Below are 23,974 nucleotides of genomic sequence, written 5' to 3' on the forward strand. Positions count from 1 at the left end.
GGCTACGGGTCGGGCCCCGACGATGGACCAGGGTGTGAGGTGGGCGCGCACGTGCGTCCCGCCGCAGCTTCTGCCGCTCACAGAAGAGAGACCACCTTCCCATGTCCTGGCTGTCCCGATTCAGCCTCGCGCAACGGGCCCTCGTCGGCCTGATGTCGCTCATCGCCCTGGTCTTCGGACTCATAGCGATACCCCAGATCAAGCAGCAACTGCTGCCCACCATCGACCTGCCCATGGTCTCGGTGATCGCCCCCTACCAGGGCGCCTCGCCCGACGTGGTGGAGAAGCAGGTCGTCGAGCCCATCGAGGACGGCCTCCAGGGCGTCGACGGCATCACCTCGGTCACCTCCACCGCCAGCGAGGGCAACGCCGTGATCATGGCGTCCTTCGACTACGGCAACGACACCAAGCGGCTCGTGACCGACGTCCAGCAGGCCGTCAACCGGGCCCGCGCCCAGCTCCCGGACACCGTCGACCCGCAGGTCGTCTCCGGCTCCACCGACGACATGCCCACCGTCGTCCTCGCCGCGTCCTCCGGGGCCGACCAGCAGGCGCTGGCCGACAAGCTGGACCGTTCGGTCGTCCCGGCGCTGAAGGACATCGACGGTGTCGGCCGGGTCCAGGTCATGGGCGTGCGCGACCTCCAGGTCGCCGTCACCCCGGACGACGCCAAGCTCGCCAAGGCGGGTCTCAGCCCGGCCGCGCTCATCCCGGCGCTCCAGGCGGGCGGCGCGTCCGTCCCGGCGGGCTCCTTCGACGAGGACGGCGCCAACCGCACCGTCCAGGTCGGCGGCGGGTTCTCCTCGCTGGACCAGATCAAGGACCTCCGCGTCGTGGGCCAGGGCGGCGGCAAGCCCGTACGCCTCGCCGACGTCGCCACCGTCGCGGAGCGGCCCGCCCCGGCCGACTCGCTGACCCGCACCGACGGCAAGCCGAGCCTCGCCGTCAACGTGACCATGGACCACGACGGCAGCGCCGTCGCCATCTCCGACGCGGTCGCGGACCAGCTCCCGAAGCTCCGTGCCGACCTCGGCAAGGACGCCAAGCTCACGGTCGTCAGCGACCAGGGCCCCGAGGTGTCCAAGGCCATCGACGGCCTGACCACCGAGGGCGCGCTCGGTCTGCTCTTCGCCGTGCTGATCATCCTGGTCTTCCTGGCGTCGATCCGCTCCACGCTGGTCACCGCGGTCTCCATCCCGCTCTCCGTCGTGCTGGCGCTGCTGGTGCTGTGGACCCGCGGTCTTTCGCTGAACATGCTCACCCTGGGCGCGCTGACCATCGCCATCGGCCGGGTCGTGGACGACTCGATCGTGGTGCTGGAGAACATCAAGCGGCACCTCGGCTACGGCGAGGAGCGCAAGGAGGCCATCCTCGGCGCCGTCCGCGAGGTCGCCGGAGCGGTCACCTCCTCCACCCTGACCACGGTCGCCGTCTTCCTGCCGATCGGCCTGGTCGGCGGCATGGTGGGCGCCCTGTTCGGCTCGTTCAGCATCACCGTGACGGCCGCCCTGCTGGCCTCGCTGCTGGTGTCGCTGACCGTGGTCCCGGTGCTGTCGTTCTGGTTCCTGCGCGCCCCCAAGGGCACCCCCGAGGACGCCGAGGAGGCGCGCCGCCGGGCCGAGGAGAAGGAGGCGAACAGCCGCCTCCAGCGCCTCTACGTCCCCGTACTGCGCTTCGCCACCCGGCGCCGGCTGGTCAGCCTGCTGATCGCGGTGGTCGTGCTGTTCGGCACGTTCGGCATGGCCGGGCTGCTGAAGACCAACTTCTTCGACCAGGGCGAGCAGCAGGTCCTCACCGTCAAGCAGAAGCTGAAGCCCGGCACCAGCCTCGCCGCGACCGACGCGCAGGCCAAGCGGGTGGAGAAGCTGCTCGGCGGGATCGACGGCGTCAAGGACTACCAGGTCACCGTCGGCTCCTCCGGCTTCATGGCCGCCTTCGGCGGCGGCACCGACACCAACCAGGCGTCGTACCAGGTCATGCTGAAGGACTCCGCCTCCGCCGCCGACGTGCAGCGGAAGCTGGAGGACGGGCTGAAGAAGCTCGACGGCGCGGGCACGACCACCGTCTCGGCGGGCGCGGCCTTCGGCAACCAGGACCTCAGCGTCGTGGTCAAGGCCGCCGACCCGGCCGCGCTGCGCGCGGCGGCGGAGAAGGTGCGCTCCACCGTGGCCGGGCTCGACCACGTCACCGACGTGACCAGCGACCTCGCGCAGAGCGTGCCGCGCATCTCCGTGCGGGCGAACGCCAAGGCGGCCGCGGCCGGCTTCGACGAGCAGAAGCTCGGCGCGGCGGTGGCGCAGTCCGTGCGGGGCGTCCCGGCGGGCAAGGCCGTCCTCGACGACACCGAGCGCGACGTCGTCGTCCGGTCCGCCCACCCGGCGGCCACCCTGGCCCAGCTCAAGGGCCTGCGGCTCGGTGCGGTGAAGCTCGGTGACATCGCCACCGTGAAGCTGGTCGACGGGCCGGTGTCGATGACCCGGATCGACGGTCAGCGCGCGGCGACCGTCACGGCCAAGCCGACCGGTGACAACACCGGCGCGGTCAGCGCCCAGCTCCAGACGAAGATCAAGGCCCTGAAGCTCCCCGCGGGCGCCACGGCCGAGATCGGCGGTGTCTCCTCCGACCAGGACGACGCCTTCAAGAACCTGGGCCTGGCCATGCTGGCGGCCATCGCCATCGTGTTCATGCTGCTGGTGGCGACCTTCCGCTCGCTGGTCCAGCCGCTGATCCTGCTGGTCTCCATCCCGTTCGCGGCGACCGGTGCGATCGGCCTGCTCATCGTCACCGGCACCCCGATGGGTGTCCCGGCGATGATCGGCATGCTGATGCTGATCGGCATCGTGGTGACCAACGCGATCGTGCTGATCGACCTGGTCAACCAGTACCGGTCCCAGGGGTACGGCGTCGTCGAGGCCGTGGTGGAAGGCGGCCGTCACCGCCTCCGCCCGATCCTGATGACGGCCCTGGCGACGATCTTCGCCCTGCTCCCGATGGCGCTCGGCGTCACCGGCGAGGGCGGCTTCATCGCCCAGCCCCTCGCGGTCGTGGTGATCGGCGGCCTGATCTCCTCCACCCTGCTCACCCTCCTCCTCGTCCCGACGCTCTACGCGATGGTCGAACTCCGCAAGGAGCGCCGTGCGGCGAAGAAGGCGGCGAAGCGGGAGCCGGAGGCCGAGCAGCCCAGCTCCGACGAGCCGCAGCCCGCGGGCGTCTGACGGCGCACAGAACGACGGAGGCCCGTCGAACACCTCTCAGGTGTTCGACGGGCCTTGGTCGTACGCGGGGTCCCGCTACGGCAGCGCCAGCATCCGCTCCAGGGCCAGCTTGGCGAACGCCTCCGTCTCGTCGTCCACCTCGATGCGGTTGACCAGGGTGCCTTCGGCCAGGGACTCCAGGGTCCAGACCAGGTGGGGCAGGTCGATGCGGTTCATGGTGGAGCAGAAGCAGACCGTCTTGTCGAGGAACACGACCTCCTTGCCCTCGGGCGCGAACCGGTCCGCCAGGCGCCGTACGAGGTTCAGCTCGGTGCCGATGGCCCACTTGGACCCGGCCGGGGCCGCCTCCAGCGTCTTGATGATGTACTCCGTCGAGCCGACGTAGTCCGCCGCGGCCACGACCTCGTGGCGGCACTCGGGGTGCACCAGCACGTTCACGCCGGGGACCCGCTCGCGCACGTCCTCGACCGACTCCAGGCTGAACCGGCCGTGCACCGAGCAGTGGCCGCGCCACAGGATCATCTTCGCGTCCCGCAACTGCTCGGCGGTCAGTCCGCCGTTCGGCTTGTGCGGGTTGTACAGGACGCAGTCCTCCAGGGACATGCCCATGTCGCGGACGGCGGTGTTGCGGCCCAGGTGCTGGTCGGGCAGGAACAGCACCTTCTCGCCCTGCTGGAAGGCCCACTCGAGCGCCCGCTCGGCGTTGGAGGAGGTGCAGATGGTGCCGCCGTGCTTGCCGGTGAACGCCTTGATGTCGGCGGAGGAGTTCATGTACGACACCGGCACGACCTGCTCGGCGACGCCCGCCTCGGTCAGCACGTCCCAGCACTCCGCGACCTGCTCGGCCGTGGCCATGTCGGCCATCGAGCAGCCGGCCGCGAGGTCCGGCAGGACGACCTTCTGGTCGTCGGTGGTGAGGATGTCCGCCGACTCGGCCATGAAGTGCACACCGCAGAACACGATGTACTCGGCCTCCGGGCGCGCGGCCGCGTCACGGGCCAGCTTGAAGGAGTCACCCGTGACGTCCGCGAACTGGATGACCTCGTCACGCTGGTAGTGGTGGCCGAGGACGAAGACCTTGTTCCCGAGCTTCTCCTTGGCCGCGCGGGCGCGTTCCACGAGGTCGGGGTCCGAAGGCGCGGGCAGATCGCCGGGGCATTCGACGCCCCGCTCGCTCCTCGGGTCGGCCCCGCGGCCGAGCAGCAGCAGGGCGAGCGGAGACGGCTGTACGTCGAGCTGCGGGGTCTGGGCGGTGGTCACGGCACCTACCCTTTCTACTTTTCGTCTAACTGACGTTATCTATCATAACCGCTTCACGTCACTTTGACGATGGCCATAACGTCCATGTGACGTGAATCCCGGCCCCTCCCGACCCGGCCCGCTGCCCGCTCCACCGCCCGTGTGCGAGCATGAGAAGAGAAGTGAGAACGCGGCCACACCGGTCCGCCGGCCCGGAATGAAACAGCCGGCGCGCCGGTTGCACTGGTCGGAAAGCAGTCTCCGTACAACTTGGGAGAGATGTAGATGTCCGTATCGGACGAGACCACCACCGTCACCGACGGCATCATCCTGACCGACGCCGCCGCGTCCAAGGTCAAGGCGCTGCTCGACCAGGAAGGCCGGGACGACCTGGCCCTGCGCGTCGCCGTCCAGCCCGGCGGCTGCTCCGGTCTGCGCTACCAGCTCTTCTTCGACGAGCGCTCGCTCGACGGCGACGTCGTGAAGGACTTCGACGGCGTCAAGGTCACCACCGACCGCATGAGCGCCCCGTACCTGGGCGGCGCCACGATCGACTTCGTGGACACGATCGAGAAGCAGGGCTTCACGATCGACAACCCGAACGCGACCGGCTCCTGCGCCTGCGGCGACTCCTTCAGCTAAGCGGCCCACGGTCGCGAGACGACGGCGGCGGCCCCTCCTGGTGAGGGGCCGCCGCCGTCGTCGTGTGCCGGGGACTACGGCGTCAGGCTCCGCTCCGACTCCGGGACGCGTCCGCCGTCGGTGCCGACCACCGCGCGGTCCGCGAGGGGGGCGTCCAGGGAGACGGTCCTGGTGTACTCCTTGCCCAGCGCGATGCAGTTGCCCGGCCGGGACTTCTCGGTCACCGTGACCGTCACCCGGCCCGCGCTCTCCCGCGCCGACGCGCGGTACTCGGAGCACACCCCGCCGATGAAGCGCACGGTCAGCTTCCGGCCCTCGGCGCGATAGCCCTCCACCGTCACCCCGCGCTGCTTCGGGGCCCGGGCGGCCGAGGGGTCGGCGGGACCGGCCGAGGGGGAGGCGAGGTACTCCGGGTCGACTGCCGGGTGGGCCACCGTGAAGCCACCGCGCGACGCCGAGCCGCGGACCTCGAACAGCCACGACGGCACCAGGGCCTGCCGGCCGTCCACCGAGTGCGCGGCCAGCCCGAACACCGCCTTCTCGACGGTCACCCGGTCCGCCTCGGGCGCGGCGGGGGACCCGGTGGAGGCGCCGCACGGCTGCTCCAGACGGTCCTTCAGCGGCACCGGGCTCGCACACCCGCCGACGCCCATCCGATGGCCCTGCGCAGGCGCCTTGTTCATCAGCTTCACCGTGTCGGCCGCGCTCAGCACCGGATAGGTGTCACCCTTCGCGGTCCCGCCCAGCATTCCGTGGCCCCCGACGATGTCACCCTTCTCGTCCACGGTCAGGCCGGTCGTCCAGCCGTAGGTGGGCAGACCGCCCACCACCGGGTCGGCGTTCACCACCCGCTGGGCGCCCATCACCTGGCCCGCGTCGATCTTCGCGTCGTCCTGGCCGAGCGCCTTCAGCACCGGGCGCGCCACCCGCTCCGCCTCGGCCACACCGACCGGCTCGTGCGCCGGGGTGACCGGGTCCTGCGAACAGACGGTCACCTTGCGGCAGTTGTCGGTGCCAGGCGCGAACCGGGTGAACGACCAGTCGGCCCCGTTCACCCGGAGCACCGGCCCGCCCTCCCGCTCCCCGGCCTGCCAGTTGTCCCCGTCGGCCACGGGCGCTCCGCCGATCCCCAGGGCCCTGGCGAGCCGGGCGACGGCGTCCTTGCCGGCCTTGCCCTCCGCCATGTGGACGGGCGCCGAGCGAGGGCCGTCCGGCAGGTCGCCGTCGACGACGTAACGAACGCCGCCGCTCGGGTCGGGCTCGCCGACCGCGATCCCGGCAGCCCCGGTGCCCGGCCCTCCGTCCAGCACCAGCGGCGGGGGAGCACCTTCGCTCCCGACCCCGGCCTGCTTCTCCCCGGAACCGGCCCCGGCACCGGCCCCGGCGGCCAGCCAGGCGCCACCGCCCCCGACCAGCAGCACGGCGGCGGCGACGGAGGCGACGATCGCTGCGCTACGGGGACGCCGCCCGCCCTCGGCGTCCGGGGCGGGGTCAGGCTCGGCGATCGCGCCGTCCGGGGGAGCGGGGGAGGTGGAGCCTGCCGAGTCGTCCGCGTCCGTGCCCCTGGCCGCGTCGGCGTCCGTGCCCCTGGCCGCGTCCGCGTCCGTGTCCGCTTCCGCGTCCTTGTCGCTGTCCGCGTCCGCGTCCGTGCCCGTGTCTATGTCCGTGCCCGCGTCCACAGCGGGGCGGGCGTCGGAGTCGGCACGTGCCTCGTCGGCCGAGGTCCCGGTGGCATCCGGCGTGTCCGCCTCCCCGGCGCCCCCCTTGGTCTCCGGAACCCCGGAACTCCCCGCGGGCTCCTTCTCCGGCCGGTCCGAACTCTCGGGTCGCTCCGTGGTCACCGCATCGCTCCTCGCTGATCGTGCCCCGCGTCTCCCGCGCGGGGGACGGCGATGGGACGCGCGAGGGGAGCGCGCGGTTCCAGGCCCGCGCGCCCCGGCCCGGCGAGGGACCCTGCCGAAGCGCCGGAGGCGGGCTCAGTCGCCGTAGTCCGACATCGCGTCCAGCAGCCGCGCCGAGCGGGCCGGGACACGCACGCCGTGGATCAGGGAGGGCGGCACCGGACGGGTGGCCGCGTGCTCGGGCGGCGTCCAGTGCGGGGCCATCCGGGCGCAGTCGCCACGCAGCGAGGTGAGATCTTCATCGAGGTCGTCGGCCCTGAAGTTCGTCATGAGCGCACGGTAGGCACGGCGGGCCCGGTGAAGAAAGATCTACTATCGGGTAGTTTTCCCCGCTTCAGCGGGTGCCCGATTCCGGGTAGCGTGAACTGTCAGCTCCCCCTCCCGCCAGGAGAACGCCTGCCGTGCGCATCGCAGTCACCGGCTCCATCGCCACCGACCACCTCATGACCTTCCCCGGCCGCTTCGCCGACCAGTTCGTCGCGGACCAACTGCACACGGTCTCGCTGTCCTTCCTCGTCGACAACCTCGACGTACGCCGGGGCGGCGTGGGCGCCAACATCGCCTTCGGCATGGGCCAGCTCGGCACCCACCCGATCCTCGTCGGCGCCGCGGGCTTCGACTTCGACGAGTACCGCGCGTGGCTCGACCGCCACGGCGTGGACACCGAGTCGGTCCGCATCTCCGAGACCCTGCACACGGCCCGCTTCGTGTGCACCACGGACGCCGACCACAACCAGATCGGCTCCTTCTACACCGGCGCCATGAGCGAGGCCCGGCTGATCGAGCTGAAGACGGTCGCGGACCGCGTCGGCGGCCTGGACCTCGTCCTGATCGGCGCCGACGACCCGGAGGGCATGCTCCGTCACACCGAGGAGTGCCGCTCCCGCTCCATCCCCTTCGCCGCCGACTTCTCCCAGCAGATCGCCCGTATGGAGGGCGAGGAGATCCGGATACTGCTGGACGGCGCCACGTACCTGTTCTCCAACGAGTACGAGAAGGGCCTCATCGAGTCCAAGACCGGCTGGAGCGACGAGCAGATCCTCGCCAAGGTCGGCCACCGCGTCACCACCCTCGGCTCGCGCGGCGTGCGCATCGAGCGCGTGGGCGAGGACCCGATCGAGGTCGGCGTTCCGGACGAGGAGCGCAAGGCCGACCCGACGGGTGTCGGTGACGCCTTCCGCGCCGGGTTCCTCTCCGGGCTCGCCTGGGGGGTCTCCCTGGAGCGTGCCGCCCAGGTCGGCTGCATGCTGGCGACCCTCGTCATCGAGACGGTCGGCACCCAGGAGTACCAGCTCCGCCGCGCCCACTTCATGGACCGCTTCACCAAGGCGTACGGGGAGGACGCGGCCGCCGAGGTCCGGGAGTACCTCGCCTGAGTCTTCACCTGAGTCCTCGCCTCGACGGGCCCGCGGTTCGCCGCGGACCCGTGGGGGTGGCCGCGCGGTTCCCCGTGCCCCTGAGCCGGTCACCCCCGCGCTTCCTACTGGCTCACCCTGCGGACGATGTACGCCGCTCCCCGCTCCGCCGGCTCCTCGCCCACGTACTCCTGGCCCCGCATCTCGCACCACGCCGGGATGTCCAGCCGGGCCGCCTCGTCGTCGGAGAGCACCCGCACCGTGCCGCCCACCGGGACCTGGCCGATGACCTTGGCCAGCTCGATCACCGGGATCGGGCACCGCTTGCCGAGGGAGTCGACCACCAACTCCTCCGCCCGTGTCTCGACCTGCGGTGTCGGCGCCCCGAGCTGCGCCCGCACCCCCGTCACCGCGCCGGGCAGTACCTCCAGGAACCGCTCGACCTCCTCCTCCGCCACGCCCGACGGCAGCGACACGCGGACGTTGCCCTCGCTCAGCACCCCCATCGCCTTGAGCACATGGCTCGGCGTCAGCGTGCCGCTCGTGCAGGAGGAGCCGGAGGAGACGGAGAAGCCCGCCCGGTCCAGCTCGTGCAGCAGCACCTCGCCGTCGACGTAGAGACAGGAGAAGGTGACGATCCCCGGCAGTCGCCGCTCCGGATCGCCCACCACCTCCACGTCCGGCACCGACCGCGGCACCCGCACCCTGATCCGCTCGGTCAGCGCCCGCAGCCGTACCGCCTCAGCGTCCGCCTCGGCCCGCACCGCGCGCAGCGCGGCCACGGACGCCACGATCGCCGGGATGTTCCCGAACCCGGCGGGGCGTCCCGACCCCCGTTCCTCGCCCGCGCCCCGGGCCGCGAACCGCGTCCCCTTGCGCACCACCAGCAGGCCCACGCCCGACGGGCCGCCCCACTTGTGCGCGCTCGCCGTCAGCAGCGACCAGCCCTCAGGCACCGGTCCCCACCCGAGCGACTGGGCCGCGTCCACCAGCAGCGGCACCCCGGCCGCCCGGCACGCCGCGGCCACCTCGGCCACCGGCTGCACGGTACCGACCTCGTGGTTGGCCGACTGCAGACACGCCAGCGCGGTGTCCGCCCGCAGCGCGTCCGCGTACCCCGACGGGTCCACCGCTCCGGCGCGGCTGACGCCCACTCGGGTCACGGAACCGCCCTCGTCCTCGAACGCTTCCGCCGAATGGAGGACCGAGGAATGTTCGACCGCTGACACGATCAGGTGACGTCCCACGCGCCGCCGCCCGGCCAGCGCCCCCGCGATCCCGTCGTGGACGGCCCGCGTCCCGGACGAGGTGAACACCACCTCGTCGGCCCGGCACCCCACCGCCTCGGCCGCGGCCTCCCGAGCCGCGTCCAGCAGCATCCGGGCCCGCCGCCCCTCCCGGTGGAGCCGCCCAGGATCGGCCCACCCCTCGTCCAGGGAGGCCAACAACGCCTGTCGGGCGACGGGATGGAGCGGAGCACCGGAGGCGACATCGAAGTAGGACACACGGCAACGGTAGAACTCCGGCGCGCCGGTCCCGCCCCAGGGGCGCCGGGAACCGCGCGATCCGCCACGACGGCGCCGCACAAACCTCCAAACCGGAACAAGAACGGCGATTGGCTCCGCGCCAACACCCCCCAGAACGACCCGACGACGCGTATGCCCCCCTCCCCGCGAACCGCCGGAGACCGTCGGCTAGGGTTTGGTCCGCATAAACATCCAAACCCCTGCCCGACGCAGGGCGGCGACCGACCAGCGAGAAGGCCGCAGCCGACCGCGCGGGCGAGACTCTCGGGAAGGCGCTACGTGAGTCCCAACGGCTCCGACCTCCCCCTTCGCCCGAAAGGCGTGGGCGGTACCCCCAAGCCGCGGCGCCCGATGCGGCGGAAGCTGCTGCAGGCACTGACCGCGGGCCTGGTCCTCGCGACCGCGACCGGTTGCACATACAAGGACTTCCCCCGCCTCGGTATGCCCACCCCGACCACGGAAGAGGCTCCCCGCATCCTCTCCCTGTGGCAGGGATCGTGGGCCGCCGCGCTCGCTACCGGCGTGCTGGTGTGGGGCCTGATCCTGTGGAGCGCCATGTTCCACCGGCGCAGCCGCACCAAGGTCGAGGTTCCGCCGCAGACGCGGTACAACATGCCCATCGAGGCGCTGTACACGGTGGTTCCGATCATCATCGTCTCGGTGCTCTTCTACTTCACCGCGCGGGACGAGTCGAAGCTCCTCAGCCTGGAGAAGAAGCCGGACGTCACGGTCAACGTGGTCGGCTTCCAGTGGAGCTGGGGCTTCAACTACATCGAGAGCGTGCCCGGTTCCACCGGCGACGCCAAGACCGATCCGAACCTGGCCTCCATCCCGGACCGGTTCCTCAAGCAGTTCCCGGCCAAGGCCGGCGGCGTCTACGACGTCGGCACGCCTGGCACGCGGAACCCGCAGACCGGCAACCCGGGTCCGACGCTGTGGCTGCCCAAGGGCAAGACGGTCCGCTTCGTGCTGACCTCGCGCGACGTCATCCACGACTTCTGGGTCGTGCCCTTCCTGATGAAGCAGGACGTCGTCCCGGGCCACACCAACGCCTTCCAGGTGACTCCCAACCAGGAGGGCACCTTCAAGGGCAAGTGCGCTGAGCTCTGCGGCGTCGACCACTCCCGGATGCTGTTCAACGTGAAGGTCGTCTCCCCCGAGCGTTACGAGCAGCACCTCAAGGACCTCGCCAAGAAGGGGCAGACCGGTTACATTCCCGCCGGCATCGCGCAGACGAGCCACGAGAAGAACCGGGAGACGAACAACCTGTGAGCATCCTCAATGAACCCCAGGGTGCCGGCGCGGCCGAAGACTCGAACGACAACGAGTTGTTGATCAGGCGCAAGCAGCCCGGCAACGTCGTGATCAAGTGGCTGACGACCACTGACCACAAGACGATCGGCACGCTCTACCTCGTCACGTCGTTCGCGTTCTTCCTCATCGGTGGCGTGATGGCGCTGCTCATGCGTGCCGAGCTGGCGCGTCCGGGCATGCAGATCATCTCCAACGAGCAGTTCAACCAGGCGTTCACGATGCACGGCACCGTGATGCTGCTGATGTTCGCCACCCCGCTCTTCGCGGGCTTCGCCAACTGGATCATGCCGCTCCAGATCGGCGCGCCCGACGTGGCGTTCCCCCGGCTGAACATGTTCGCCTACTGGCTCTACCTGTTCGGCTCGACCATCGCCGTGGGTGGCTTCCTCACCCCGCAGGGCGCTGCCGACTTCGGCTGGTTCGCCTACTCCCCGCTGTCGGACGCGGTCCGCTCGCCGGGTGCCGGCGCCGACATGTGGATCATGGGTCTGGCCTTCTCCGGCTTCGGCACGATCCTCGGCTCGGTCAACTTCATCACCACGATCATCTGCATGCGCGCGCCCGGCATGACGATGTTCCGCATGCCGATCTTCGTGTGGAACGTGCTGCTGACCGGTGTGCTGGTCCTGCTGGCCTTCCCGGTGCTGGCCGCCGCGCTGTTCGCCCTGGAGGCGGACCGCAAGTTCGGGGCCCATATCTTCGACGCCGCCAATGGCGGGGCCTTGCTATGGCAACACCTCTTCTGGTTCTTCGGCCATCCAGAGGTGTACATCATCGCGCTACCGTTCTTCGGCATCATCTCCGAGATCATCCCGGTGTTCTCGCGCAAGCCGATGTTCGGTTACATGGGTCTGATCGCGGCCACCATCGGCATCGCCGGTCTGTCCGTGACCGTGTGGGCGCACCACATGTACGTCACCGGCGGTGTACTGCTGCCGTTCTTCTCCTTCATGACGTTCCTCATCGCGGTCCCGACCGGTGTGAAGTTCTTCAACTGGATCGGCACGATGTGGAAGGGCTCGCTGTCCTTCGAGACACCGATGCTCTGGACGACCGGCTTCCTGATCACCTTCGTCTTCGGTGGTCTGACCGGTGTCATCCTGGCCTCGCCGCCGATGGACTTCCACGTCTCGGACTCGTACTTCGTGGTGGCGCACTTCCACTACGTGGTGTTCGGTACGGTCGTCTTCGCGATGTTCGCCGGCTTCCACTTCTGGTGGCCGAAGTTCACCGGCAAGATGCTGGACGAGCGTCTGGGCAAGATCACCTTCTGGACGCTGTTCATCGGCTTCCACGGCACCTTCCTGGTCCAGCACTGGCTGGGCGCCGAGGGCATGCCGCGCCGGTACGCCGACTACCTGGCGGCCGACGGCTTCACCGCGCTGAACACGGTCTCGACGATCGCCTCGTTCCTGCTCGGCCTGTCGATCCTGCCGTTCCTCTACAACGTCTGGAAGACGGCCAAGTACGGCAAGCCGGTCGAGGTCGACGACCCGTGGGGCTACGGCCGCTCGCTGGAGTGGGCGACCTCCTGCCCGCCGCCGCGGCACAACTTCCTCACCCTGCCGCGGATTCGCAGCGAATCGCCGGCGTTCGACCTGCACCACCCCGAGATCGCAGCCCTCGAGCAGCTTGAGCACGCCGGTCACGGCGCCTCCATCCAGGGCAGCAAGGAGGCCGGCAAGTGAAGATCCAGGGTCGGATGTTCTTCTGGCTGAGCATCTTCGTCCTGATCATGGCCGTCGTGTACGGCGTGTGGTCGAAGGAGCCGGCCGGCACCACGGCGCTCTTCCTGGCCTTCGGCCTGTGCATCATGATCGGCTTCTACCTGGGCTTCACCGCCCGGCGGGTCGACGCGGGCGCGCAGGACGACAAGCAGGCCGATGTCGCGGACGGCGCGGGCGAGCTGGGCTTCTTCAGCCCGCACAGCTGGCAGCCGCTGTCCCTGGCCGTCGGCGGCGCCCTGGCCTTCCTGGGCATCGCGGTCGGCTGGTGGCTGCTGTACTTCTCGGCACCCCTCATCATGGTCGGCCTGTTCGGCTGGGTGTTCGAGTACTACCGCGGTGAGAACCGCACCCAGTAACACAGCGCGGGAAACGGCGGGAGCCCGGACACTCCATCAGGAGGGTCCGGGCTCCTCCCTTTGCCGCAGTGTCCGTCCCTCATACGGGTTACGCGCCGTGCCAGTGATCTCTTCGTCTCATAGCGTGATCATATGAACCACACTGCGCGGACCCGCACTGTCGTCTGCTGCGCCTTGCTGGTGGCCGCCCTCGGCGCGGGCGTCACCGGCTGCGGCTCGGACGGCAACGCCCTGTCGGCCGATCCGTACGACGCAGCCGACCAGATCGTCTTCAACGCGCCCACCGACACGGCGAAGCGGGCCGACCCGGACAAGCCCCTGGAAGTCACTCTCAAGAGCGGCGAGGGCCGGATCACCGACGTCACCGCCATGGACTCCACAGGTCGCTATGTGGCGGGCGAACTCGCCGCCGACGGCGGACGCTGGCACAGCACCTCCCCGCTGGCCTCCAACGCCCATTACACGGTCCGCGTGAGCACCGAGGGCGAGGACGGCTCCCCCGGGCGCAAGGTCCTCACCTTCGACACCACCAAGACGACCGGCAAGAAGAGCCTGGGCGTCGCCTTCGGGCCCCAGGCGGGGGAGTACGGCGTCGGGCAGCCCATCACCGCCACCCTCGACCAGCCGGTCAAGGACAAGGCCCAGCGGGCCGTGGTGGAGAGCGGACTGCGCGTCGAATCCGTCCCGGCCGCGCAGGGCGCCTGGTACTGGGTCAGTGACAAGGAACTCCATTACCGCCCCAAGGAGTACTGGCCGGCCCACGCCACGATCCAGGTGCACAGCAACCTGGACGGGATCAAGATCACCGACACGCTCTGGGGCGGGAAGAGCAAGGATCTGAAGATCACCACCGGTGACCGCGTGGAGGCCATCACGGACGCCGCCACGCACCAGCTCACGTTCTACAAGAACGGTGAGGCGATCAACACCATCCCGGTCACCACCGGCAAGCCCGGCTTCGAGACCCGCAACGGCGTCAAGGTGGTCCTGGAGAAGGAGTACTTCGTACGGATGCGCGGTACCACCGTCGGCATCGCCGAGGGCAGCGCCGACTCCTACGACCTGCCGGTCTACTACGCCACCCGTGTCACCTGGTCGGGTGAGTACGTGCACGCCGCGCCCTGGTCGGTCGGCTCACAGGGCTACGCCAACGTCAGCCACGGCTGCACCGGCATGAGCACCGGGAACGCGGAGTGGTTCTACGACCACGTCCGCGCCGGGGACGTCGTCAAGGTCGTGAACTCCGGCGGCCACGCGATGGAGGACTTCGGCAACGGCTTCGGCGACTGGAACCTGGACTGGCAGAAGTGGAGCGCCGGAAGCGCCCTGTCCGGCACCCCTCAGGACAGCTCGGCGCCCAGGGACTCCGTACGCCTGCGGCCCGCCGCCGCGTGATGCGCCGGGGTGCGGGAGCCGGACGGGTCCCCGCACCCCCGCAGCGGGCCGTCCTAGGCGCTCTGGAGGCGCTTGCGGCGCAGCAGGGAGGCCAGGGCCTCCGCGAACTCCATCGGGTCGACCGGCAGCGTCACCGCCGCGTCGGCCCGGCTCCAGGTCGCCAGCCAGGCGTCCTGAGGACGGCCCATCAGCAGCAACACCGGCGGGCAGTCGAAGACTTCGTCCTTGAGCTGGCGGCACACCCCCATGCCGCCCATGGGCACCGCCTCGCCGTCCAGCACGCAGACGTCGATGCCGCCCCGGTCCACCTCGCGCACCACGGCCTCGGGCGTGGCGCACTCCACGAACTCCACCAGCGGCACGTCCGGAGCGGGCCGTCGGCCGGTGGCGAGCCGTACCTGTTCGCGGGTGTTGGAGTCGTCGCTGTACACCAGCACGGTGGCGGTCGGCTGCATGCTTCCTCCGAGACGTCGGCGTCGTACGGACGGGCCTGTCCGGGCCGGATGTTACTCCCCCGGACAGCACGTCAACACCGGTACGACAGGCGAAGACACTCCGAACGGCACCCCCGGAGTGAGGGCGAGATAAGCGACCGACATAATGTCGGTCGTGGCGACAGCAACGACAGTAGATACCGGGCACGCGCACCCCTCGGTCAACCGGCCGAACCTCACCAGCGTCGGAACCATCATTTGGCTGAGTTCCGAGCTGATGTTCTTCGCGGCCCTCTTCGCGATGTACTTCACCGCTCGATCGGTGACCGGACTGGATCACTGGAAGGAGATGGCGCACGCCCTCAACGTGCCCTTCTCCGCGACGAACACCACGATCCTGGTGCTCTCCTCCCTGACCTGCCAGCTCGGCGTTTTCGCTGCCGAGCGCGGGGACGTGAAGAAGCTCCGCGGATGGTTCATCGTCACCTTCATCATGGGTGCGATCTTCATCGGCGGACAGATCTTCGAGTACACGGAACTGGTGAAGAAGGACGGCATCTCGCTGTCCTCCGACGTCTACGGTTCCGTGTTCTACCTGACCACCGGCTTCCACGGCCTGCACGTGACGGGCGGACTCATCGCCTTCCTGCTGGTCCTCGGCCGCACCTACGCGGCGAAGAGGTTCACTCACGAGCAGGCGACCGCCGCCATCGTCGTGTCCTACTACTGGCACTTCGTCGATGTGGTCTGGATCGGCCTCTTCGCCACGATCTACCTGATCAAGTAGCGGGGATTCGTCCCGCACATCCAGCAGCACCGACGCAGAAGATCCTGACACCGGGGTAATCCGTGAAAAAGCTCTCCGCACGACGACGCCATCCGCTGGCGGCGGTCGTCGTCCTACTCCTCGCGCTGGCGGCCACTGGGGGGCTGTATGCCGTGTTCGCGCCCGCGGGCAAGGCACAGGCCGATGAAACCTCCCAGTCCCTGACCATCAAGGAGGGCAAGAAGCTCTACGAGGTCGGCTGCGCAAGCTGCCACGGCACCGGTGGCCAGGGCTCCTCCGACGGCCCCAGCCTGGTCGGCGTCGGCGCCGCCTCGGTCGACTTCCAGGTCGGCACCGGCCGTATGCCCGCGTCCTCCTCGCAGATGGCGCAGATCCCGAGCAAGAAGCCCATCTACACCCAGGCCCAGATCGACCAGCTCGCCGCGTACGTCGCGTCGCTGGGCGCCGGCCCGAGTGTGCCGACGAAGGAGCAGTACTCCAAGGACGGCGCGGACATCGCCAAGGGTGGCGAGCTGTTCCGCACCAACTGCGCGCAGTGCCACAACTTCACCGGCAAGGGTGGTGCCCTCACCAAGGGCAAGTACGCCCCGACCCTCGAGGGCGTCGCGCCCAAGCACATCTACGAGGCCATGCAGACCGGCCCGCAGAACATGCCGTCCTTCCCCGACACCACGATGTCGGAGAAGAACAAGAAGGACATCATCGCGTACCTGAACGCGGTCAACAGCAGCGAGACCGAGAACCCCGGCGGCCTTGAGCTGGGCGGACTCGGCCCGGTCAGTGAGGGTCTGTTCGCCTGGATCTTCGGCCTGGGCGCGCTGATCGCGGTCGCCATCTGGGTCGCCGCTCGGACCGCAAAGGCCAAGAAGTCATGAGTAGCCAAGACATTCCAGAAGAGAACCTGCCCGCCGCGCAGGACCACCCGCACGGCTCCGTGAGCGTCGCGGACGAGGAGACCCCGTTCGCCGATCCGGGTCTGCCGCCGCACGAGCACCGTGCCCAGGACATCGACGAGCGGGCCGCCAAGCGGTCCGAGCGCGCGGTCGCCCTGCTGTTCACGATCTCGATGCTGGCCACCCTCGGCTTCATCGTGTCGTACGTGACGATCCCGCACGACAAGTCGATCTTCGTCTTCCCGATCGGTCACCTCAGCGCGCTCAACTTCGCGCTGGGCCTGACCCTCGGTACGGCGCTGTTCTGCATCGGCGCGGGCGCCGTCCACTGGGCGCGCACCCTGATGTCCGACGTCGAGATGGTGGCCGAGCGCCACCCGATCGCGGCGGAGCCGACGGTCCGCGCCCAGGTCTTCGACGACTTCCGCCAGGGAGCCGTCGAGTCGGGCATCGGCCGTCGCAAGCTGATCCGCAACACCATGTTCGGCGCGCTCGCGCTGGTGCCGCTCTCCGGCGTCATGCTGCTGCGCGACCTCGGTCCGCTGCCGCACAACTCGCTCCGCCACACGCTGTGGGCGAAGGGCAAGCTCCTCGTCAACGTCAACACCAACGAGCCGCTGCGTCCCGAGGACGTGGCCGTCGGCTCGCTGACCTTCGCCAAGCCCGAGGGCCTGGAGGAGACGGACGAGGACTTCCAGGACCAGATCGCCAAGGCGGCCCTGATGATCGTCCGGCTCCAGCCGAACGACATCAAGGACAAGCAGGAACTGGCCTGGTCCCACGAGGGCATCGTCGCGTTCTCGAAGATCTGCACCCACGTGGGTTGCCCGATCTCCCTGTACGAGCAGCAGACGCACCACGTGCTGTGCCCGTGCCACCAGTCCACCTTCGACCTCTCCGACGGTGCCCGAGTGATCTTCGGCCCCGCCGGTCACGCCCTGCCGCAGCTCCGCATCGGTGTGAACGACGAGGGCTACCTCGAGGCGCTCGGCGACTTCGCGGAGCCCGTCGGTCCTGCATTCTGGGAGCGCGGATGAGTACTGCAGCGAACGAACCGTCCCGCTCTCGCGGGAAGGCCCCGGCCGGCGAGCGCGTCGCCGACTGGGCCGACGGCCGGCTGGGGATCTACTCCCTGGCCAAGGCCAACATGCGCAAGGTCTTCCCCGACCACTGGTCGTTCATGCTGGGCGAAGTCTGCATGTACAGCTTCCTCATCATCATCCTGACCGGTGTGTACCTGACGCTGTTCTTCCACCCGTCGATGAACGAGGTGGAGTACCACGGCAGTTACGTCCCGCTCCAGGGACAGCTCATGTCGGAGGCGTTCAACTCGACCCTGCACATCTCCTTCGATGTGCGAGGTGGTCTGCTGATCCGGCAGATCCACCACTGGGCCGCGCTGATCTTCCTCGCGGGCATGTTCGTGCACATGATGCGCGTGTTCTTCACGGGTGCGTTCCGCAAGCCGCGTGAGGTCAACTGGCTGTTCGGCTTCCTGCTGTTCGTCCTCGGCATGTTCACCGGTTTCACCGGCTACTCGCTCCCGGACGACCTGCTCTCCGGCACCGGTGTGCGCTTCACCGAGGGCGCGATCCTGTCCATGCCGATCGTCGGCACGTACATCTCGTTCTTCCTCTTCGGCGGCGAGTTCCCCGGCCACGACTTCGTGGCCCGGTTCTACTCGATCCACATCCTGCTGCTGCCGGGCATCATGCTCGGTCTGATGGTGGCGCACCTGATCCTGGTCTTCTACCACAAGCACACGCAGTTCGCGGGTCCGGGGAAGAAGGAGACCAACGTCGTCGGCATGCCGCTGCTGCCGGTGTACATGGCCAAGGCCGGAGGCTTCTTCTTCCTGGTCTTCGGTGTCATCGCGGCCATCGCGGCCATCGCGCAGATCAACCCGATCTGGGCCATGGGTCCGTACCGGCCCGACCAGGTCTCCACCGGCGCCCAGCCCGACTGGTACATGGGCTTCGCCGAGGGTCTGGTCCGCTACATGCCGGGCTGGGAGATCAACTTCTGGGGCCACACGCTGGTCCTGGGCGTGTTCATCCCGCTGGTGCTGTTCGGCGTGGTGCTGATGGCCATCGCCGTCTACCCGTTCATCGAGTCCTGGGTCACCGGCGACAAGAGCGAGCACCACATCCTGGACCGCCCGCGCAACGCCCCGACGCGTACCGCGTTCGGCGTCGCCTGGGTCACGGTGTACATGATCGGTCTGGTCGGCGGTGGCAACGACCTGTGGGCCACCCACTTCCACCTGTCGATCAACCAGGTCACCTGGTTCGTCCGGATCTTCTTCTTCGCCGGACCGGTGATCGCGTTCATCGTCACCAAGCGGATCTGCCTCGGCCTCCAGCGCCGGGACAAGGAGAAGGTGCTGCACGGCCGCGAGACCGGCATCATCAAGCGCCTGCCGCACGGTGAGTTCATCGAGGTCCACGAGCCGCTCAGCCAGGAGCAGCTCCACACCCTCACGGCGCACCACCAGTACGAGCCCGCTCAGATCGGCGCCACGGTCGACGAGAACGGGGTCGAGCGGAAGGTGAAGCCCACGGAGCGGCTGCGGGTCAAGCTGTCCAACGCCTACTACGGCAAGGACAACCAGATCGAGAAGCCGACCGTCGACGAGTACAAGGAGATCACGAGCGGCCACGGCCACCACTGATCCCCGCGTCGCCACGCCACGGCCGAAGGGCCCCGTCCGGAACACCGGCGGGGCCCTTCGCCCTGTTCAGGCTGGATAAGGTGGGACCGGGCACCCCGCGTGCCCGCAGGACCTTACTTCCTCACACACCCAGGAGCGGCTGATGAGAGCTGTGACCCCCGCTGGAGGCGACACCGCGGCGGGCCGTTCCTGGCCCGAGGTACTGAACGCCCTGCTGGAGGGCCGGGACCAGAGCGCCGACGCCACCGCCTGGGCGATGGACCGGATCATGCGCGGCGAGGCGACGGACGCCCAGATCGCGGGCTTCCTGGTGGCCCTGAGGGCCAAGGGCGAGACGGTCGAGGAGATCACCGGGATCGTCCGGGCGATGTACGACCACGCCAACGTGATCGAGGTGCCCGGCCGGACCGTGGACATCGTCGGCACCGGCGGCGACGGCGCGAAGACGGTGAACATCTCCACGATGTCCTCCATCGTGGTCGCCGGCACCGGGGCGAAGGTCATCAAGCACGGCAACCGGGCCGCGTCCTCCGCCTCCGGCTCCTCGGACGTGCTGGAGCGGCTCGGCGTCAATCTGGAGCTGACGCCGAAGCGGGTCGCCGAGGTCGCGGAGGAGGCGGGGATCACCTTCTGCTTCGCGGTCAAGTTCCACCCGGCACTGCGTCATGTCGGCGCCGCCCGAGGCCAGTTGGGCATCCGTACGGTCTTCAACGTCATCGGTCCGCTGACCAACCCGGCGCGGGTGCGGTCCCAGGCGGTGGGCGTGGCGAACCTCGCCATGGCGCCGATCGTGGCGGGCGTCTTCGCCGAGCGCGGCAACTCCTCGCTGGTCTTCCGGGGCGAGGACGGTCTGGACGAGCTGACCACGACCTCGCCCTCGCGGGTGTGGATCGTGCGCGACGGCAAGGTCACCGAGGAGGTCTTCGACCCGCGTGACGTCGGCATCGAGCTGGTGCCGGTGGAGGCGCTGCGCGGGGGAGACCCGGCGTACAACGCGATGGTGGCCCGGCGGGTGCTGGAGGGTGAGACGGGGCCGGTGCGGGACGCGGTGCTGCTGAACTCGGCGGCCGCGCTGGTGGCGCTGGACCCGACGGGTGAGCCGCTGGCCGAGCAGTTGCGGGCGGGCATGGCCAGGGCCGCCGAGTCCATCGACTCCGGGGCGGCCGCGCGCACGCTGGAGCGGTGGGTGGCTTCGAGCAACCGGTAGCGGTCCGGTTCTTCCGAAGCGGCGGGGAGCGGTGGCTCCCCGCCGCTTCGGCGTTCCGGCATCCGGACGCCGGTTGCGCCGGACGATCAGCCCGGCTAGCTTCCCTCTCAGGTCATGAGCGACAGCCATGCGGCCCCGGCCGGCTGTCCGGCAACCCTCCGTCCGTGGCGGGGTGCTCCGGGTGAGGACCAGGCCGTGGTCCACGAGGTCCACGGCAAGCGCGGACCCCTCGAAGAGCCAGGGGTCCTGGTCGTACGAGGGAGCTTTCTTCCGTGAGCAAGCGAATGCGCTAGGGCCGCCGAGCCCCGCCTCCGCACACCCCTTTCCTCTCTTCTCCGCGTCCTCCGGCGCCGCGCCCGCATGCCCTTGCCCGCGCGGTGACTCCGGCCTGCCTCACGGGAGTTCAGCCATGTCCGTCAGCACCGCCTGCGCCCCTGCCCCCACCGCCACCCAGGCCCTGCCCGCCCCGCTGCCCGTGCTCGGCCGGGACGTCACCGTGCCGCTCGTCACCGGGGGCGAGGTGGGCTACGCCGCGCTCGACTACGCCGCCAGCGCCCCGGCCCTCCAGCGGGTCTGGGACGACATCGCCGCCTACGCCCCGTACTACGGCAGCGTGCACCGGGGTGCCGGGCACCTCTCGCAGCTCTCCACCGAGCTCTTCGAGAACGCCCGCCGCACGGTCGCGGAGTTCCTCGACTGCCGGGACGACGACCAGGTGATCTTCACCCGGTCCACCACGGACTCGCTGAACCTGCTGGCCCGCGCGCTGCCCGCCGGGTGCGAGGTGTTCGTCTTCGAGACCGAGCACCATGCCGCGCTGCTGCCCTGGCGCGAGGCCGACGTAACCTTCCTCGACGCCCCGCGCAGTCCCGGCGCGGCCGTGCGCACGCTTCAGCGGGCCCTCGCCGCCCGCGACACCGCCCGCCCCGCGCTGGTCTGCGTCACCGGCGCCTCCAACGTCACCGGCGAGCTGTGGCCGGTGCGCGAGCTGGCGGCGGCCGCGCGTGCCCACGGTGCGCGGATCGTCCTGGACGCCGCCCAACTGGTGCCGCACCAGGTGGTGAGCGTGCGGGAGCTGGACGTCGACTGGATCGCGTTCTCCGGGCACAAGCTGTACGCGCCCTTCGGCTCCGGGGTGCTGGCCGGGCGGGCCGACTGGCTCTCCGCGGCCGAGCCGTACCTCGCGGGCGGCGGCGCCAGCCGCACGGTGGCCCGGCGCGCGGACGGCGGGCTGGAGGTGGAGTGGCACGAGGGCGCCGCCCGGCACGAGGCGGGGTCGCCCAACGTCATCGGCGCCTACGCCGTCGCCTCGGCCTGCCGGGCGCTCACCGAGGCCGGCCCCGAGGCCCTCGCCGCCCGCGAGCGGCACCTGCTCGGCCTGCTCCGCGCAGGTCTCGCCGAGGTGCCCGAGGTGCGGGTCCTGACCCTCTTCGGCGAGGAGGCCCCGCGCGTGGGCGTGCTCTCCTTCGTCGTCGACGGCTGGGACAGCTCCCACCTGGCCGCCGCCCTCTCCGCCGAGTACGGCATCGGCGTCCGCGACGGCCTCTTCTGCGCGCACCCCCTGGTCCACGCACTTCTGGGCACCGCCCCCGCCGCGCGGACCGGCTGCGGCACCGGGACGCTGAACGCCATCCGCGTCAGCTTCGGGGCGGGTACCCCCGAGGAGGACGTGACCCGCTTCGTGACGGCGGTACGCGAACTGGTCACCCAGGGTGCGAGGTGGACCTACCGCACGGAGAACGGCCGCTGCGTCCCGGAGAGCTGAGGCCCGCCGGCTCGTCCGGAGCTAGCTGTCCAGACCGATGGCGAAGGCCGCTTCGAGGTCGTGCTGGGAGTAGGTGCGGAAGGCGACGTGGGTGTCCGTGCCCTCCACGCCGGGGATCTTGCTGATGCGGCCGGGGATGACCTCGGCGAGGTCCTCGTGGCGGGCCACGCGCACCATGGCGATCAGGTCGTAGGTGCCGGTGACGGAGAAGACCTCGCTGACGCTCTCCAGCGCGGCGATCTGCTCGGCGATCTCCGGAATCCGGTCCACGCTGGTCTTGATCAGGACGATCGCGGTGATCACGGCTGGTTCTCTCCCTTGGACGCCGGAGCCGGGGCGGGCCCAACTCTAGCCTCGCCCGGCCCGTCCTTCGCGCGCTGCTTCCTCCCGTACCGCAGCCAGGCGTAGCCGAAGCCCATGCAGAAGCCGATCACATGGGCGAGGTAGGCGACGCCGGGGCCCTCGGGGGCGCGGCCCGCCGCGTACCACTGGAGTCCGGCCCAGAAGGGCAGCACCACCCAGGCCGGGAAGCGCAACGGGAGGAAGAAGAGGAACGGGAGGAGACTGGTGACACGGGCCCGCGGGAAGAGGTGGAGGAACGCTCCGAGGACCGCCGAGATCGCCCCCGAGGCACCGACGAGGGACTGCTCGGAGTCCGCGTTGGCGAGCGCGTACCCGAGCAGGGCGAGGTAGCCGCAGCCGACGTAGAACAGGGTGAACTCGACGCGGCCCATCCGTTCCTCGGTGAGCACGCCGAAGACGAAGAGGAAGAGCATGTTGCCGAGCAGATGCACCCAACTGCCGTGCACGAAGAGCGCGGTCACCGGGGTGAGCGCCTCGCGCACCGGCTCCGCGAAGAGTCCGGCCGGGATCACCCCCCAGTGCCGGAAGTACGCCCGCTGCGCCGCGAGCAGCGCCTCCCCGGTGCCGTACGCGCGGGTGAACCCGGAGGCCGGGCCCAGCAGGAAGATCAGGCAGCACAGGGCGATGAGGCCGTACGTCAGCGGCGCCGGGGCACCCCGGACCGCTCTGACGGTCCGGGCGGCGGTCGTGCTCCACTCTCTGATCATGAATACAGAGCATGACGTAACCGGACGCACTGGTACAGACCGCCTCGCCGCTTCGGGCAGGCGGGCGGTGAACACCCGGCAGGCCGTAGGGTTACGGCCACACGCGCCGGGACCCGGCGCGCGACCACCCGGGACGGCCCGAGGGCACGGCCGGGGTGACGACCAGAGAAGCGACGAGAAGGAAGCGAGCTGCGCGATGACGGTTCCTCCGCCGACCGCCACGACACGCTGGCGCTGCACCCTCTGCGGCAACCTCACCCGGTTCGACGTGACCCGCTCCTCCAAGGCCGTGGAGTACGTCCACCTCGACCTGGCCGGGGAACCGACCGTCGAGGAACGCGAGGTGGTCAGTGAGACCATCGAGTCGGTCCGCTGCCGCTGGTGCAACGCGGTGGACCAGGTGGAACTCGTGGACAGGCCGGGCGCCGCCTCCTAGGGCGGAGCGGTCCGCGCGGGACGGAAGCAGGCGGGTTGAGG

21 protein-coding genes and 1 riboswitch are annotated in these 23,974 nt (G+C 69.9%); of the genes, 14 read left to right on the forward strand and 7 right to left on the reverse strand.

From position 1 onward, the window contains the following. Positions 1–101 precede the first annotated feature (101 nt). The gene (locus HEK131_RS07055) at positions 102–3,215 is read left to right on the forward strand and encodes an efflux RND transporter permease subunit (RefSeq protein WP_244334116.1); all 3,114 of its coding nucleotides are present in this window, start codon (positions 102–104) and stop codon (positions 3,213–3,215) included. Between the two features lie 75 nt (positions 3,216–3,290). Here HEK131_RS07055 and nadA read toward each other — a convergent pair whose 3' ends face one another. Then, entirely contained in the window at positions 3,291–4,475 is a 1,185-nt protein-coding gene (gene nadA, locus HEK131_RS07060; protein WP_217463898.1) for a quinolinate synthase NadA, read from the reverse strand. Positions 4,476–4,739: 264 nt separating this feature from the next. Between nadA and HEK131_RS07065 the strand changes: the two genes are divergently transcribed. Then, a complete protein-coding gene (locus tag HEK131_RS07065; protein WP_161147168.1) occupies positions 4,740–5,096 on the forward strand; it encodes a HesB/IscA family protein in 357 nt (118 codons plus the stop codon). Between the two features lie 74 nt (positions 5,097–5,170). On the opposite strand, the gene HEK131_RS07070 is transcribed toward HEK131_RS07065, so the two are convergent. Further along, positions 5,171–6,937, reverse strand: coding sequence for a hypothetical protein (locus tag HEK131_RS07070; RefSeq protein WP_244334117.1), 1,767 nt, complete (start codon positions 6,935–6,937; stop codon positions 5,171–5,173). Between the two features lie 135 nt (positions 6,938–7,072). Next, positions 7,073–7,267, reverse strand: a complete 195-nt coding sequence (locus HEK131_RS07075) for a hypothetical protein (protein ID WP_217463899.1) — start codon at positions 7,265–7,267, stop codon at positions 7,073–7,075. A gap of 131 nt (positions 7,268–7,398) precedes the next feature. Between HEK131_RS07075 and HEK131_RS07080 the strand changes: the two genes are divergently transcribed. Beyond that, a complete protein-coding gene (locus HEK131_RS07080; RefSeq protein WP_217463900.1) occupies positions 7,399–8,373 on the forward strand; it encodes a carbohydrate kinase family protein in 975 nt (324 codons plus the stop codon). 104 nt (positions 8,374–8,477) lie between these two features. Here the strand turns inward: HEK131_RS07080 and HEK131_RS07085 are convergent, their stop codons facing one another. Continuing rightward, positions 8,478–9,857: a cysteine desulfurase/sulfurtransferase TusA family protein gene (locus HEK131_RS07085; RefSeq protein WP_244334118.1), complete on the reverse strand. Its 1,380-nt coding sequence runs from the start codon at positions 9,855–9,857 to the stop codon at positions 8,478–8,480. 300 nt (positions 9,858–10,157) lie between these two features. Between HEK131_RS07085 and ctaC the strand changes: the two genes are divergently transcribed. The 4 genes from ctaC to HEK131_RS07105 all read left to right on the forward strand — a co-directional run bounded on the left by ctaC (position 10,158) and on the right by HEK131_RS07105 (position 14,670). Beyond that, positions 10,158–11,150 carry an aa3-type cytochrome oxidase subunit II gene (gene ctaC / locus HEK131_RS07090; RefSeq protein ID WP_374201491.1) on the forward strand — a complete coding sequence of 331 codons (993 nt, stop codon included), beginning with the start codon at positions 10,158–10,160 and terminating at the stop codon, positions 11,148–11,150. Continuing rightward, complete coding sequence (gene ctaD / locus HEK131_RS07095) at positions 11,147–12,880, forward strand: aa3-type cytochrome oxidase subunit I (RefSeq protein ID WP_244334119.1); 1,734 nt, start codon at positions 11,147–11,149, stop codon at positions 12,878–12,880. The genes ctaC and ctaD overlap by 4 nt, the downstream gene beginning before the upstream one ends. Continuing rightward, complete coding sequence (locus HEK131_RS07100) at positions 12,877–13,275, forward strand: cytochrome c oxidase subunit 4 (RefSeq protein WP_161147039.1); 399 nt, start codon at positions 12,877–12,879, stop codon at positions 13,273–13,275. Before ctaD ends, HEK131_RS07100 begins: the two co-directional genes overlap by 4 nt. 132 nt (positions 13,276–13,407) lie before the next feature. Further along, on the forward strand, positions 13,408–14,670 hold the full coding sequence (locus HEK131_RS07105) for a L,D-transpeptidase (RefSeq protein ID WP_244334120.1): 1,263 nt from the start codon (positions 13,408–13,410) through the stop codon (positions 14,668–14,670). 53 nt (positions 14,671–14,723) lie between these two features. Here HEK131_RS07105 and HEK131_RS07110 read toward each other — a convergent pair whose 3' ends face one another. Beyond that, positions 14,724–15,125 (reverse strand): hypothetical protein, encoded by a 402-nt coding sequence (locus tag HEK131_RS07110; RefSeq protein WP_161147037.1) that lies wholly within the window; start codon positions 15,123–15,125, stop codon positions 14,724–14,726. Between the two features lie 145 nt (positions 15,126–15,270). Between HEK131_RS07110 and ctaE the strand changes: the two genes are divergently transcribed. From ctaE to HEK131_RS07140, 6 genes are all read left to right on the forward strand, one after another. Then, positions 15,271–15,891, forward strand: coding sequence for an aa3-type cytochrome oxidase subunit III (gene ctaE, locus HEK131_RS07115; RefSeq protein ID WP_161147036.1), 621 nt, complete (start codon positions 15,271–15,273; stop codon positions 15,889–15,891). A gap of 62 nt (positions 15,892–15,953) precedes the next feature. Continuing rightward, on the forward strand, positions 15,954–16,766 hold the full coding sequence (gene qcrC, locus HEK131_RS07120; protein ID WP_217465360.1) for a cytochrome bc1 complex diheme cytochrome c subunit: 813 nt from the start codon (positions 15,954–15,956) through the stop codon (positions 16,764–16,766). Beyond that, complete coding sequence (gene qcrA, locus HEK131_RS07125) at positions 16,763–17,821, forward strand: cytochrome bc1 complex Rieske iron-sulfur subunit (RefSeq protein ID WP_217465361.1); 1,059 nt, start codon at positions 16,763–16,765, stop codon at positions 17,819–17,821. The genes qcrC and qcrA overlap by 4 nt, the downstream gene beginning before the upstream one ends. After that, positions 17,818–19,455, forward strand: a complete 1,638-nt coding sequence (gene qcrB, locus HEK131_RS07130; RefSeq protein WP_217465362.1) for a cytochrome bc1 complex cytochrome b subunit — start codon at positions 17,818–17,820, stop codon at positions 19,453–19,455. Before qcrA ends, qcrB begins: the two co-directional genes overlap by 4 nt. Positions 19,456–19,597: 142 nt before the next feature. Continuing rightward, positions 19,598–20,662, forward strand: a complete 1,065-nt coding sequence (gene trpD / locus HEK131_RS07135) for an anthranilate phosphoribosyltransferase (RefSeq protein ID WP_217465363.1) — start codon at positions 19,598–19,600, stop codon at positions 20,660–20,662. Between the two features lie 110 nt (positions 20,663–20,772). Further along, positions 20,773–20,889, forward strand: a riboswitch (SAM riboswitch). A gap of 182 nt (positions 20,890–21,071) precedes the next feature. Next, positions 21,072–22,427 (forward strand): aminotransferase class V-fold PLP-dependent enzyme, encoded by a 1,356-nt coding sequence (locus tag HEK131_RS07140; protein ID WP_244334121.1) that lies wholly within the window; start codon positions 21,072–21,074, stop codon positions 22,425–22,427. A 21-nt stretch (positions 22,428–22,448) separates the two neighbouring features. Here the strand turns inward: HEK131_RS07140 and HEK131_RS07145 are convergent, their stop codons facing one another. Both HEK131_RS07145 and HEK131_RS07150 read right to left on the reverse strand, forming a co-directional pair. After that, the gene (locus HEK131_RS07145; RefSeq protein ID WP_135785575.1) at positions 22,449–22,730 is read right to left on the reverse strand and encodes an Lrp/AsnC family transcriptional regulator; all 282 of its coding nucleotides are present in this window, start codon (positions 22,728–22,730) and stop codon (positions 22,449–22,451) included. After that, positions 22,727–23,497, reverse strand: coding sequence for a rhomboid family intramembrane serine protease (locus tag HEK131_RS07150; RefSeq protein ID WP_244334122.1), 771 nt, complete (start codon positions 23,495–23,497; stop codon positions 22,727–22,729). The genes HEK131_RS07145 and HEK131_RS07150 overlap by 4 nt, the downstream gene beginning before the upstream one ends. Before the next feature lie 196 nt (positions 23,498–23,693). Between HEK131_RS07150 and HEK131_RS07155 the strand changes: the two genes are divergently transcribed. After that, positions 23,694–23,933, forward strand: a complete 240-nt coding sequence (locus tag HEK131_RS07155; protein ID WP_031179904.1) for a hypothetical protein — start codon at positions 23,694–23,696, stop codon at positions 23,931–23,933. The last annotated feature ends 41 nt before the right edge of the window (positions 23,934–23,974 follow it).

Origin of the sequence: Streptomyces seoulensis, from assembly GCF_022846655.1 — a bacterium.
Classification (GTDB): Bacteria; Actinomycetota; Actinomycetes; order Streptomycetales; family Streptomycetaceae; genus Streptomyces.

Bases quoted from the DNA above. Each gene is read 5' to 3' on its own strand.
- qcrA (WP_217465361.1), top strand. From the start codon at position 16,763: ATGAGTAGCCAAGACATTCCAGAAGAGAACCTGCCCGCCGCGCAGGAC.
- HEK131_RS07065 (WP_161147168.1), top strand. From the start codon at position 4,740: ATGTCCGTATCGGACGAGACCACCACCGTCACCGACGGCATCATCCTG.
- HEK131_RS07055 (WP_244334116.1), top strand. From the start codon at position 102: ATGTCCTGGCTGTCCCGATTCAGCCTCGCGCAACGGGCCCTCGTCGGC.
- HEK131_RS07110 (WP_161147037.1), bottom strand. From the start codon at position 15,125: ATGCAGCCGACCGCCACCGTGCTGGTGTACAGCGACGACTCCAACACC.
- trpD (WP_217465363.1), top strand. From the start codon at position 19,598: ATGAGAGCTGTGACCCCCGCTGGAGGCGACACCGCGGCGGGCCGTTCC.
- ctaE (WP_161147036.1), top strand. From the start codon at position 15,271: ATGTCGGTCGTGGCGACAGCAACGACAGTAGATACCGGGCACGCGCAC.
- HEK131_RS07155 (WP_031179904.1), top strand. From the start codon at position 23,694: ATGACGGTTCCTCCGCCGACCGCCACGACACGCTGGCGCTGCACCCTC.
- HEK131_RS07105 (WP_244334120.1), top strand. From the start codon at position 13,408: ATGAACCACACTGCGCGGACCCGCACTGTCGTCTGCTGCGCCTTGCTG.
- HEK131_RS07075 (WP_217463899.1), bottom strand. From the start codon at position 7,267: ATGACGAACTTCAGGGCCGACGACCTCGATGAAGATCTCACCTCGCTG.
- HEK131_RS07150 (WP_244334122.1), bottom strand. From the start codon at position 23,497: ATGATCAGAGAGTGGAGCACGACCGCCGCCCGGACCGTCAGAGCGGTC.
- HEK131_RS07140 (WP_244334121.1), top strand. From the start codon at position 21,072: ATGTCCGTCAGCACCGCCTGCGCCCCTGCCCCCACCGCCACCCAGGCC.
- qcrB (WP_217465362.1), top strand. From the start codon at position 17,818: ATGAGTACTGCAGCGAACGAACCGTCCCGCTCTCGCGGGAAGGCCCCG.